The organism is Paenibacillus woosongensis, from assembly GCF_009725165.1.
GTDB lineage: Bacteria > Bacillota > Bacilli > Paenibacillales > Paenibacillaceae > Fontibacillus > Fontibacillus woosongensis.
Map to the genome: position 1 here is coordinate 112451 of NZ_WNZW01000007.1, position 12392 is coordinate 124842.

A 12392-nucleotide genomic window follows, 5' to 3' on the forward strand; every position below is an offset into this window, starting at 1 on the left:
CATGGGTATTTACCTCTTTCTGGTTAGTCTCACTAATTAACTATATTATTAATAATATGACAAAATAAGTAAATATCCCCTGAGGGCTAATTTGAGTGATCTACCAGACTCGCAGCACTTTTACCTTGCCGTCATGGATTTCCAGCTCCATTTGCGCCTTAGGCGATCCGGTCTGCTTCAGCATCTGGACCTTCTGTTCCTCATTCAAGTTGACGATAATGCGATCTTTAAACTTGCTAGCCTGCTTTCTCCAATTGCTCATGACGTCATAGTAATCGAATAAGTAGGCATGGTTCCCTGGCTCTCTCTTTCTAGCATAGGTGCCGGCTGCAGAATAGGATGAGGGGCGTTCAATTAGGGGAGCCTCCTGCAAATCTTCGATTAAACGGGCCGTTATCGGTGCGCCCGTCTTCAGCTCGATATCGAGAAAAGCCGGCATGCTGTTGCATTCAATAAGCACGAACTCGCCGTCCGGAGTCCTTCTCAAATCTATGCCGCTGAATCGGAGTCCCAGCTGCTCCATCGCTTTGGCACAGAAGCTGACAACGCCTTCAGGCAGGTCAACGCTCTCATATTGCACTTCTCCGGAATGATATTCCGGGTCGGTCCGGTAATCCAGAATATCCGGATTCGATTTGATAATTTTATGAGCAGAAATCATTTGTCCGGCCAGCATGTTGACGCGAATGTCGTCCCCAGGGATCTCCTCCTGGAATATCGCAGGCTCATTGCTGATGGCGTCAAGCTGCTCCAGCAGCTCTGGGGTTACCTTTTGGCAATAACTGCCTCCAGGAAGCGGTTTGCAAACCGCGCCCTTCACCTCAGAAATGAAATTGCGGGCGATTTTCGGGTTAGATGTAATACAGGTTCTAGGCAGGGGAATGCCTAGCCTATGGAGGGCGTTCAATTGATAGTATTTCGATGAGTTGCTCGGCGCGTTGATAACTCTCGCCCCTTCCTCATGAAGGGCATGCATCCAGCCCCGTACCGCTTCAACCTGGGCTGAGAACTGGAGCTGATTGTTGTACCGGTCGGCCGCAGTGCCTCCGGCCAGCTGATTGGGATTATGCGTCATAATGCTGCGGAAATAAACAGAGCGAAGCCTTCGCAAAGGCTCCCCGTTATAGATCAGCTCACCGTTGACGGCCGCATAATCATTCAGCTTCGGCGAGCCAAGCTCCTTATATTCGATCCCCCTCTCTCTGAGCATCGTTACCATATGACGACAGTGAACATCGTTCATGGGATTGACCACGAGGATTGGCATGAGTTACCTCCTTCTCTGTTACACTTACAAATTGATAGTTTTGGTCAATAAGCACAAAGGGGATAAGTGTCAATAAGACAATTACCCCCTTTGTTGCTAAGCATTAGAAGCACTCTTCGCCCAGCGCCAACGTTGTAGCGCCGCCTTCTTCGCCGAGCGCCAGCGTCGTAGCGATCGGTCCGCCGTCTTCTTCGCCAAGAGCAAGCGTGGTCATGATCGGGCCATCGCATTCTTCACCGATAGCCAGTGTCGTAACGATTGGACGCTCCAGGCTTCCGCCGTCGATATGCTGCATTTCCTCAGGGGAAATCTCGACTGCGTTGATTTCGACATTAAAATGAGAGCTGATGGAATCCTTTTGCATTGGATCGAGTGTAATTTTCATTATTTTCACCTCCTTTCCAGTCACTGCTTCAAATCTAGCTTTTTCAACATATATTCCAGCACCGTCTCGCTTCTAGTAATGATTTGCGCTTCGGCCATCATCCCCGTCTTGATGTAAGCATCCTCTCCTTTCTTGCTCTGGAGCGGCTTGTTCTGGATGTCGGCTTCGACAGCATAATAGCTGTATCCATCCTGCTGGTTCATGACCGCATCCCCGCTGATGGATCGCACCGTACCCTGCAGCATGCCGTAGTCATTGGAAGGAAGGGCAAAGAAACTATATTTGATCGTATCCCCTACTTTGATGTTCGCCACGTCCTGGTTGGATATCGCCAGCTTCATCATGAATTCGGAATCGTTCTCCGGCAGAATCGTCAGCAATTCCGTTCCTGTTTGCAGTAAATCCCCCGCATTGATATCGGTTATCACATTGACGGTTCCATCGATCGGAGCGGTGATTACGTAATCCCTTAGCGCGAAATCCAGATTCTGCAGGCGTTCCTCCAGGCTCTTTACACGTTCCTGCTCGGCTTCTATGGATTCGGCCAATTGCAAATACAGAGCATCCGCTTCTCCCTGCAATTTGTTCAACAACTGGTCATTCTCATTTATGGCCGTAATCAGCGCCAGTTCAAAGCCGTTGGTATAATCGCTGGCCTGCAGCCGCACCTCCTCCAGCTTCTGCTTGGCCTCGCTTTCATCCCCGTCTTGCCGGACCGCCATTTTAAAATGCTCGGATGCCGTTTGCTCCTGCAGCGCATACTGTTCTTTCTTGATTTGATAGTCTTGAAATTTGTAATAATATTCCGTAGCGGGCGGCAATAGATTTGTACCTGCAGCGATGGACTGCTTCAACAGTTCCAGATGCTTTTGCTTCTCTTCAGTCTGCTCCAGCAATCCCATCAGCCGGATCAGTTCCACGCGAAATTTCTGCTTCATAGAATGGCCATCCAGCAAACTGCTAAGCCGTTCAGGCTGTCCAGCGGCTTCCGGATTTGCTGGCGTTTTCCCGGACAGGATCTGTGCTTTGAACTGTACCAGCTCCTCCAGCTGTTCCTTCGCTTTCTGCAAATCAAGCTCCGCAGCCAGCTTGTCCGCTTCTAGCTGATCCTTATGCAGCGTATACAATACATCTCCGGCCTTCACTTTCTGCCCGGCTGTGTAATGAACGCTCTCTACGTTGCCTGTCGCCTTGTTCTGGATCCGGCTTACCTTTTCATTCGGGCGCACGACGCCGCTTGCCTTGACCACGATGTCGATTTTGCTTATGGAGGCCCATATCAGCCCGACAACTAGAATAAGAACCAGAAAACCGAGGAATATCGAGATAAACGGGCTCGTCCGCGCCTCCATGATCTCCCGGCTGTCGGTGATCTCTCCCATATCCCTAATGACTGCTCTCATATTCGTCCTACCTACTTCCCTGGTGTGCTCATGATAGGCCGTTGTCCTTCCATCCGCCGTGGCAGCTATTTGCTGACCGTCTCCAGCATGCCTTGTCCCTGCGTGCCCTGTTCATTTATCCCTTCTGGAATCTGATCCTTCCACAGCTCGTAATATTTGCCCCCGCGGCCCATAAGCTCCGCATGCGTTCCGGCTTCGATAATTTCACCGTGATCCATGACAAAAATCCGGTTGCAGCGCATAATCGTGCTCAAGCGATGAGCGATGATGATTGTAGTCACATCCTGCAGATTATGTATGGTCTCCGAAATCGCCTTCTCCGTCGTCGAATCCAAATTGCTCGTCGCTTCATCCATAATGAGGATATCCGGCTGCTTCAGGATCGCTCTTGCAATCGCGAGACGCTGCTTCTGTCCGCCGGATAAGTTGGACGCATCCTCCTCCAGTACCGTGTTGTACCTTAAAGGCAGTTCGTTAATAAAATCATGAGCCTTGGCTATCTTCGCGGCCTCCACGACCCGCTCCAGCTCCGTCTCGTCATCGATCCCAAGGCAGAGATTATCGCGAATCGTACCGCTGAAGAAAAACGTATCCTGCGTAATATAAGCAATCCTCTCGCGCAGCGTATCTATGTTAATGTCCTTAATGTTGTTATCGTTAATGAGAATATCGCCCTTCTCGGGGGAATAGAAACGCATAAGCAGCTGAATCAGCGTCGTCTTGCCTGATCCGCTCTCGCCGACGAAAGCAATTTTCTCCCCGGGAGAGATCGTCAAATTCACGTTTTTCAAGACAAGCTGTCTTGTGCCATACCGGAAGTCCAGATTCTGGAGCTTGATCTGCCCTTTCAGCGATACCGGACTGATCTTCCGCTCTTCGTCCGTCTCCTTCTCCGGCGCAAGATCCAGAATCTCCCCGAGCCGGTCTGCGGCAACTACGGCCGTCTGGACCATCGGCTGAAGATTGATCAAATTCTGGATCGGTTCGAGGAAATAAGCGAGCAGCGCATTGAAGGTAATTAATTGGCCCATCGACAAATTGCCGCGAATAACCTGGTAGGCTCCTGCCCACAAAATGACGATTCCCCCGAGCGCCTGAACCAGTCCCTTTAATGATGCCTGCACATTATTGAAAAAACCGAAGCGGAACACGCTCCGCAGCAATACAACAAACTTCTTCTCCGTCTCAAAATTCGCTTTCTGCTCCGCATTGTACGCCTTAACTGTCTCGATCCCGTTGATCGATTCTACCAGGTAGGAGTTCAGTTGAGCGTTGTCCTCCATCTGCTTGCGATTCATCCGCTCAAACGGCTTATGGAACGCCCATACAAGCACGAGGTACAAGGGGATCATCGTCGAGGTTACCCCAAACAGAAACGGGCTCTGGGAGTATAAAATGAACCCGCCGATCAGCGCCATGATGACGTCGATCATGATCGTCAAGGTTGCCCCCGATATCGCGTCTCTCACTTTGGAGGCGTCCATCAGCCTGGAGATAATTTCTCCCGTCTTGCGGGTGCCGAAGAAATTCATCGGCAGCTTAAGCACATGCTGGTAGTAGCCGAGGATTAAGGAAATATCTAACTTCTGGCTCAAATATAGCAGCAAATGATTGCGGAAAGCGCTTAACAATATTCTGAACAGGGTCAAAGCAATAACGCCGACGGAGACCATATGCAAGGTCTTGTCCAAACCGTGAGGCAAAATTTCATCCAACAAAAACTTAAAGTAGAATGCACCGAGAATTCCTAATATGGTATAGAGAATTGACGCCATGAATAGGCTAAAGATAAGCTTGCGTTGAGGAATTAAAAGACTGAAAAACCGGGGAAATAATCCTTTCGTCTCATCCCCCTTTTGAAAGGTAGGCGCCGGAACCATCAGAATAAGCACGCCTGTCCAAATCTTAAAGAATTCCTCGGGCGTATACTTTACAATTCCTTTTGCCGGATCGGCAATGATAAGTTCCTTCTTCGTAACTTTATGTATGACTACGTAGTGGAGTAATGTTTGATCAATTATGACGTGTGCGATGGCCGGTAAAGGAATTGGCTCAAAAATGGATTCCTGGGCTGCCTTCACCCCCTTGGCTGTGAACCCAAGGCTCTCTGCGGCTTTAATGACACCGTAGACGTTCGTACCCCTCTTGTCCGTTCCGGCTGTCTCCCGTATCCGGGATATCGGAATCTTCAGCCCATGCTGCTTAGAAATCGTGGCCAGACAAGCCGCACCGCAGTCTTTGATATCGAATTGCTTTATGCAGTGGTATTTGCCCAAAAATATCATTTCAGATCGTCCCATCCGCAATTTAGTTGTGTACAGGCCGTTTCCTAGATTATACCATTTATGGGCTATACCTTGTAAATATCCCTTTAGGGATATTTTGAGGATAAATTTCCCAAATGCTCGTTTTAAGGATGAAATTTGATAATGAATTCTCCCTTGTCGCTGACATTGGTTTTTTTGTAGACATTTTTCAGCGTATTTTTCACGGTTCCTGGAGCAATATACAGCATTTTGGCGATTTGCCCTACCGAATGATTATGCATCCAGAGATAGCCGATTTCCTTCTCCCGTTTGGTCAATCCGCATTTATCGAACGCAAGGTAAATCGCCTGCTTCCTCTGCTCTGGATCCGGCAGTCTCCCTACGACGCGGTCTATTAATTGCTGCAGCAGCGGTACGACGTATGTAATATCTTCGTTGACGGATAAAGACATGTCCAAATATCCTTTAATTTCACCGTTGATGCAGATAGGAGCGCAGATGCAGGACCAGCCCGCAAACAGCTTCAGGTGGTGCTCTTCCCCGCGAATAACGGCAATGCAGCCCGTTTCCATCGCGACAGACAGCGCATTGATCCCCGCGTGCTTTATATCAAACAAGCTGCCGACCCTGACATTATGCTCCTTTAGCGAAGCAACCACATGCTCCGGGCCGCTCAAGCTAAGCGTCGCACCCTCCGTATCCGTCAAAAAGAATATAAACGGCCGGATCAAAAAACGGTGAAGCGCTTTCAGCTCTTCTTCAACCACGGAGATCAGCTCTTGGTGGGTATCTAACCTTTGAATGATTTCCTCTTCTGAAATACACTTTAATTGGTCCATGTAAACATGATGCCCGCTAAGTGCAAAGGAGCAGTTCCACTGCTGAATCGTTCTCTGGTTCACGTCCTTCAAATAGACCCACTGACCGTCAGGTAACGCCGTCTGATAACTAAAGACGCTTTTCAAAATATCTCTCCTTTCCTACTTTTAAGAAATATTTTACCATAATATATTTAAAAAATAACCTTTTAACTATATTGGTAATTTAAGTTTTGTAAATATTTAGTGCTTTTAAGGGTTGCTGTATAAGCATAATACCCAGGAAAAAAAACGCCTCACGGCGTTTTTTAGCAAGCTTAATTTAGATGAAAATTTAAGCAGGCACGGTTAATTTTCAATAGGATAGGCCATAACGCTCATCAGTGCCAGCTCCGGCTGGGTCGTATCGAGCCGGCTGTATTGAATGATGACGGGAACATCACTTTCTACCGTTAGCGCATAAGGCACTCCGGCAGGGATTCGTTCTCCGCCGCTCTCCAGGGAGGATGTGCGAATATGCTTCGTGCGGCGGCCTTCAACAATAGCCTCAATGCCCTCCAGCGGCTCGCGGTCTTCATAATAGACGGTAATGACAAGCCTTGCCGGCGTCTCCCCGCAATTCAGCACGCAGATGCTTTCGTGGCTGACGAGTTCTCCCCGGCTATCCGGCGGAATATATCCGTCGGGAATGACCCAGAAACGGTGTCCTTTTGCTTGAACTCCCATATTGACAGTTCTCCCTTCTTGTTAATTGTACGGATCTTCCTTGGAGCGCAGCAGCTGTGCCAGGAACGCCAGGGCTAGCCCCTGTCCCCAGCCTTGGATCCGTTTGCAAGGCACTTCCTTGTACCCCTCTACATTATTCATGACCGCCGTACCGGCCGAAACGTCCGTCACCGTGCCGTCGTCCTTGATCCGGGACAGAATGCCTTCGATCGATTTTTGCGTATACTTGTTGTACAATCTTCCCCGCATCAGCAGCGCCGTAGCGATCCCAGCCGATCCGGAGGTTTCCAGGTAAGAGGTCTCGACATCCAGCACCGTATGCCACAGCCCTTCGGGCGATTGCAGCCTGACGAGCGCACTTAGCTGATCCCGCAAAGATCCGTCGATGATCATATAGGATGGGTGCTGAACCTCAACGTACTGCAGCGCCTTCGACATCGTGAGCGCCGCCCAGCTGTTGCCGCGGGCCCAGTAGATACCGGACATATGGTTCTGGTTCAAATGATCCCAGCCATGATAGTAAAGATTCGTATCCGGATCCTGCAGAAACTCCTCATGTCCGTGATACTGCTTCAGGCCGTCCTCGAAATATTCCTTGTTTCCGAGCAGATGCCCGATGCGCAGCAGAAAATAACCCGCCATAAACATCGTATCCACCCAGGCCTGCTGGGGAAATACGTCATTCACCGAATTCACCGTATGCTGAAAAATACCATCCGCGAACCGTTCCGCTTTATTTTTCAAAAATTCCGCCATTTCGACAGCCGTGTTCAAATATTTCTCGTCCTGGTAGACCCGATATAGCGTCAGCAGACAGTGGCCGATTGACACGCCGTTTACGGAAAGCTTCGGCAGGCCGTCCTCCATATGCTCGTCGACCCAGGCTTTCAGTTGGGTCAAATATTCCTCATTTCCCGTGGCCTCGTACGCTTCGCAGACCCCGTAATATGCTACGCCGCCCGGCCAGTCCCAGTTGAAATCCATATTAAACGTACGTTCGACGACCCGGTCGATCGTCTGCTTCACCTTCGCCTCATCATAAACCAATGCTGGCATGTCTAGCTCTCCTCCCCTTAATGGCTCTGTGATCATTTGTTCCTCCCATACGTTACCTGAGATACATGAATAAAGGCTGCAGCTGCAAATTGCGAATTTCGTCGGCAATTAACCGGGCGATCGCTTCTCCCCCCTGCTCCTGGAAATGCGTATTGTCCTGTGCGCCCGCAGGGAAGTTCATATATTCGCCCGGGTACACCCACATGAACAGGTCTTTGCAGCCCTCTGGCCCGGCAGCCTCGAACAATCGCTTGCTTCGGGCAGCAAGATCAATAAGCGGCGTATCCGTCTCTGCGGCCAGCTCCTGCATGGCCGTGATATAATCTCCGTGCGTATCAGAGAGCGTTCCGTCCGGGTTGAAATACCGGCGATGCACCGGCGTCACCAGCACCGGGTGGGCCCGCTTCTCCCGAGCTACTTCGATATAACGCAGCAGATGCTGCTTATATGTCGTAAACGGGTCCGTCCCCCGGGGATCGGGCTTCTCGTCGTTATGGCCGAACTGGAGCAGCAGGAAATCGCCAGGTTTGATCAGCTGCAGAATCGCCTCCAGGCGCCCTTCTTCGATGAAGCTCCGGGAGCTGCGCCCGGACTGGGCATGATTATCCACACAGACATCGTGCTTAAACAAGGCGGGCAGCAACTGCCCCCACCCCGCGTAGGGATATCCGTCCTCCGGCTGATCCGTCACGGTGGAATCGCCCGCAAGGAATAGAGTCAGCGTACTTGGCGCGGGCTGAAGCTCCAGCATATTCAGGCGAGGCGCCTGCCCTGACACTTGCAGACGGAAGCGGCCGCCCCGCACAGGAACGGCGAATTTCTCCTCGATAAACTGCCCGGCTGCTGAGCGGATCGGCGGCAGCACCCGCTTGCTGCCGGCGACCTTCAGCAGAGTATGCGTTTCCGCCAAAGCGTCTCCTGCCAGAATACTCACCACATATACGCCGTCCGGCACATTTGCTGTAAACGTAGCTCCCATCGGAATGCAGAAGCGATGATACAGCATGGCCCTAGCATCGCCGGAAACGGCAGCAGCCGCGGCCAATCTATCCCGGGCATACACACCGCTTATGTCTTCGAATCCATACCCGGCCGCAGAGTCATACACACTTTCCGCGGTCACGCCGGTATAGCCTTCCGCCGGCTGCCCTGGCCCAAAGTCGAATTTCCACGATATTTTCTCCAGCCCAGGCGCCGCGGCTCCCTTCGTCTCATCTTTCATACAATTCCCCCTCCCCCCGATGGTCTACTATGGCTAACCGTCAACATCTGCTACCCTTTCAATCCGCTGCTGCTAATTCCTTCTACAATTTGTTTCTGGAACATAAAAAATACAACGACGACCGGAATCAGGCTGACGATGGACATCGCGAACATCGCTCCCCAGTTGGACCCGGACTCACTGTCCAGGAACATCTTCAGCCCCATCGACACGGTATATTTCTGCGGCGAATTCAAATACAGTACCGGGCCGATCAGATCTTCCCACCGCCAATAGAAGGAGAAAATTGCCGCCGTAGCGAGCGCTGGTTTAATGAGCGGCAGAATGATGCGGTAGAAGAGCCGGAATTTGTCGCAGCCGTCGATTGTTGCCGCCTCATCGAGCTCGATCGGAATGGAGCGGATGAATTGGATCATCAGGAAAATGAAGAACGGCGCCCCGAAGTAATTCGGGATGACAATCGGCTTCATGCTGTTCAGCCATCCGAGCTTCGAGAAAATAATATATTGCGGCACGAGCACCACGTCATGGGGCAGCATCAGCGTCACCATCATTAGTGCAAACCACAGATTGCGCCCTCTAAAATCAAGCCGGCCGAAGCCGAAGGCGACCAGCGCCGAGGAAATGACGACGCCGATGGTAGCCAGCACCACGATGATGAGCGAATTGACGATAAACTGGGCGAAAGGCTGTCCTCCGACACCGGCCCAGCCTGCGGCATAGTTCCCAAAATCCCAGGACTGCGGGATCAGCTGCGAGGCCGTGGCAAAAATCGTCCGGCTCTCCTTGAAGGAGCTCATGAACAGCCAGATAATCGGGTACAGCATAAGAATGGCAATTGCCCCGACAAAAAGATGGTAGACCGGCCATTTCCATTTGCCTGCAACCATGATTAACGGCCTCCTTTCGATTCATAGAACACCCACAATTTCGATGTCTTGAACAGAATCGCCGTCATGATGCCGACCATGATAAGCATGACCCAAGCCATCGCCGCGGCGTAGCCCATATTGTTAAACATGAAGGCCTGCCGGAACAAATACAGGGAGTACAGCAAGGTTCCGTCCATCGGCGTTCCTTCCCCTTTGGAAATAATATAAGCCGGAACAAAGGTCATAAATGCGCTGATCGTCTGCATGATCAGGTTGAATAGAATAATCGGGCTCAGCAGCGGCAGCGTAATCTTGAAAAATTTGCGGGGAGCGGTTGCTCCATCAATGCTTGCCGCCTCGTACATCTCTGGGGAAATATTCTTCAGACCAGCCAGGAAGATCAGCATGGACGATCCGAATTGCCATACCGATAATGCAATCAGCGTGCCAAGCGCGGCATTGGGGTCGCCGTACCAAGCGACCGGCGGAATGCCGAGAAACAGGAGCAGGCTGTTTACAATGCCCTGTTCGTTAAAAATGTTGCGCCACATAATCGATACAGCGACGCTTCCGCCGATGATGGATGGCAAATAATACACGGTCCGGTAGAAGCCGACCATGCGCGACTTCGTATTGAGCAGCATGGCCACGAACAAGGCGAACATCAGCCGCAGCGGCACGCCGGCAAATACATATATAAAAGTAACTCTGACCGAGTTCCAATATTTCTGATCCTGGGTAAACATTTTTTTGAAATTGAAGGATCCGACCCACTGCGGGTCGTTAAATAAATTGTAGTTCGTAAATGACAAATACAATGAGATCAAAATCGGAATAAACGTAAAGACCAAGAAACCGATCACAAAGGGACTAATAAAAGCATATCCGGTCAAATTGGCTCTGAGTGACTGTTTCCGCAAGGCATCTGCACCTCCTGGCAGTATGGTGAACATGAAATCCACCTGAGCAGCGGCAGTAAACGGCATTCCTCGTCCCAAAAGCTGATTTGCCGCCACGCTCAAGTGGTTAGGACAGCCTAAGCCTATTTATTGTTAGCCAGGATGCCGTTCGCTTCCTGCCGGAATGCAGCTGCGGCTTTTTCCGGAGTCATCTGGCCGTAGTTGATCTGCTCCACCAGGTCGGCAAGGGAGGCGATCACCTGCGGCGAACCTACCGGCGGCGCCGGGCTCATCGGCGAGCTCTTCTCTTCCATGGCTGCAACGAAGTCAAAGATTTGCTTCTCCGGCTCCGACAGTTCGGAGACGATCGCTTCTTTGATCGATGCCGAGATAGGAACTCCGCGCTCGCCCTTGATGATTTTGTTGGCTTCCACGTCGTTAATCCAGAAATCGATAAACTTCGCCGCTTCTTCCTTGTTCTTGGAATGGGAGGTGATCGACCAGAACATGCTCGGCTGCATGTACAGGCCCTTCTCCATATTCGGTCCCATCATAGGCGCCAGCTCCATCGGCCGGTTGACCGCTGCCTGAAGTCCAACGTACTGGTTAGACCATTGCCATACGCCGACACCCATTCCTTTGACGATTTCCGATTCCTCCAAAATGCCTTTCGTTTGCGTCAGCTTCTCTTGGGATGGCACGGCTCCTTCTTTAATCAGCCTGGCCAGACGCCCGAAGAATTCGGTGAATAAAGCATCATCCTCATAGCCGAGCGCCGTACCTTCCTTGTTATACAGCGAATATCCATGGGTGCGAAGGAAATAATGAAAGAAAATATCCGGCGCCATGGAGCCGTCCATGACATAACCCGCGTCTCTAACCTTCATGGCGATTTCCTCATATTGATCCCAAGTCCAATTTTCGGGGATGCTATCGACGCCGGCTTTATTCAACAGCTCGGGGTCGTATTGGAATCCAAGCACGTTCACACCGGTTGGCACGCCGTATTGGACATCGTTGATTTTTCCCGTGGAAATTACATTTTCGTTAACGTCATCAATTTTGATTTGATTGCCCATATAAGGCGTCAAGTCCTCAAGCTGGCCGTTCTTGGCGTATTGCACGATGTAAGAGATGTCCATCTGCACGATGTCCGGCAGCTGGTTGGCGGCCGCCTGGGGCGCAAGCTTCTTCCAGTAGTCGTCAAATGCAGCATATTCGACGTCAATTTTGACATTCGGGTTCAGTTCCTGATACTTGTCGACGATTTGCTGGGTATATTCATGGCGCTTATCGCCTCCCCACCAGGCAATTCTCAGCGTCGTTGTATCCTTTTTACCCTTGCTCTCTTGCGCGGGCTTGTCATTGCCCCCTCCGTTACTCGCACCTCCGGTGCTGCCTCCGCCGCTGCAGGCAGGCAAAATGAACAGCAGGGCAACCAACATCCATAAAGCGGTTTTCTTCCTCACAAACATGC

Annotated in this window: 11 protein-coding genes; all 11 read right to left on the reverse strand. The window is 51.0% G+C overall.

All coding sequences use genetic code 11. The features are described from left to right. Nucleotides 1–100: 100 nt before the first annotated feature. The 11 genes from GNP95_RS17045 to GNP95_RS17095 all read right to left on the reverse strand — a co-directional run bounded on the left by GNP95_RS17045 (nt 101) and on the right by GNP95_RS17095 (nt 12390). Nucleotides 101–1267, reverse strand: a complete 1167-nt coding sequence (locus GNP95_RS17045) for an ATP-grasp domain-containing protein (protein WP_155612067.1) — start codon at nt 1265–1267, stop codon at nt 101–103. A gap of 103 nt (nt 1268–1370) precedes the next feature. Then, entirely contained in the window at nt 1371–1652 is a 282-nt protein-coding gene (locus GNP95_RS17050) for a hypothetical protein (protein WP_196427216.1), read from the reverse strand. Between the two features lie 20 nt (nt 1653–1672). Next, the gene (locus tag GNP95_RS17055) at nt 1673–3055 is read right to left on the reverse strand and encodes an HlyD family efflux transporter periplasmic adaptor subunit (protein WP_155612068.1); all 1383 of its coding nucleotides are present in this window, start codon (nt 3053–3055) and stop codon (nt 1673–1675) included. Between the two features lie 65 nt (nt 3056–3120). After that, a complete protein-coding gene (locus GNP95_RS17060; protein WP_155612069.1) occupies nt 3121–5340 on the reverse strand; it encodes a peptidase domain-containing ABC transporter in 2220 nt (739 codons plus the stop codon). A gap of 125 nt (nt 5341–5465) precedes the next feature. Continuing rightward, a complete protein-coding gene (locus GNP95_RS17065; RefSeq protein WP_155612070.1) occupies nt 5466–6287 on the reverse strand; it encodes a helix-turn-helix domain-containing protein in 822 nt (273 codons plus the stop codon). 201 nt (nt 6288–6488) lie between these two features. Beyond that, complete coding sequence (locus GNP95_RS17070; RefSeq protein WP_155612071.1) at nt 6489–6866, reverse strand: sensory rhodopsin transducer; 378 nt, start codon at nt 6864–6866, stop codon at nt 6489–6491. A 21-nt stretch (nt 6867–6887) separates the two neighbouring features. Next, nucleotides 6888–7922: a glycoside hydrolase family 88/105 protein gene (locus GNP95_RS17075; protein ID WP_155612072.1), complete on the reverse strand. Its 1035-nt coding sequence runs from the start codon at nt 7920–7922 to the stop codon at nt 6888–6890. Nucleotides 7923–7974: 52 nt separating this feature from the next. Next, complete coding sequence (locus GNP95_RS17080) at nt 7975–9144, reverse strand: rhamnogalacturonan acetylesterase (RefSeq protein ID WP_155612073.1); 1170 nt, start codon at nt 9142–9144, stop codon at nt 7975–7977. A 50-nt stretch (nt 9145–9194) separates the two neighbouring features. Next, nucleotides 9195–10034 (reverse strand): carbohydrate ABC transporter permease, encoded by an 840-nt coding sequence (locus GNP95_RS17085; RefSeq protein ID WP_155612074.1) that lies wholly within the window; start codon nt 10032–10034, stop codon nt 9195–9197. Between the two features lie 2 nt (nt 10035–10036). Next, the gene (locus GNP95_RS17090) at nt 10037–10936 is read right to left on the reverse strand and encodes a carbohydrate ABC transporter permease (protein ID WP_413773756.1); all 900 of its coding nucleotides are present in this window, start codon (nt 10934–10936) and stop codon (nt 10037–10039) included. 122 nt (nt 10937–11058) lie between these two features. Further along, on the reverse strand, nt 11059–12390 hold the full coding sequence (locus GNP95_RS17095) for an ABC transporter substrate-binding protein (RefSeq protein ID WP_155612075.1): 1332 nt from the start codon (nt 12388–12390) through the stop codon (nt 11059–11061). Between the last annotated feature and the right edge of the window lie 2 nt (nt 12391–12392).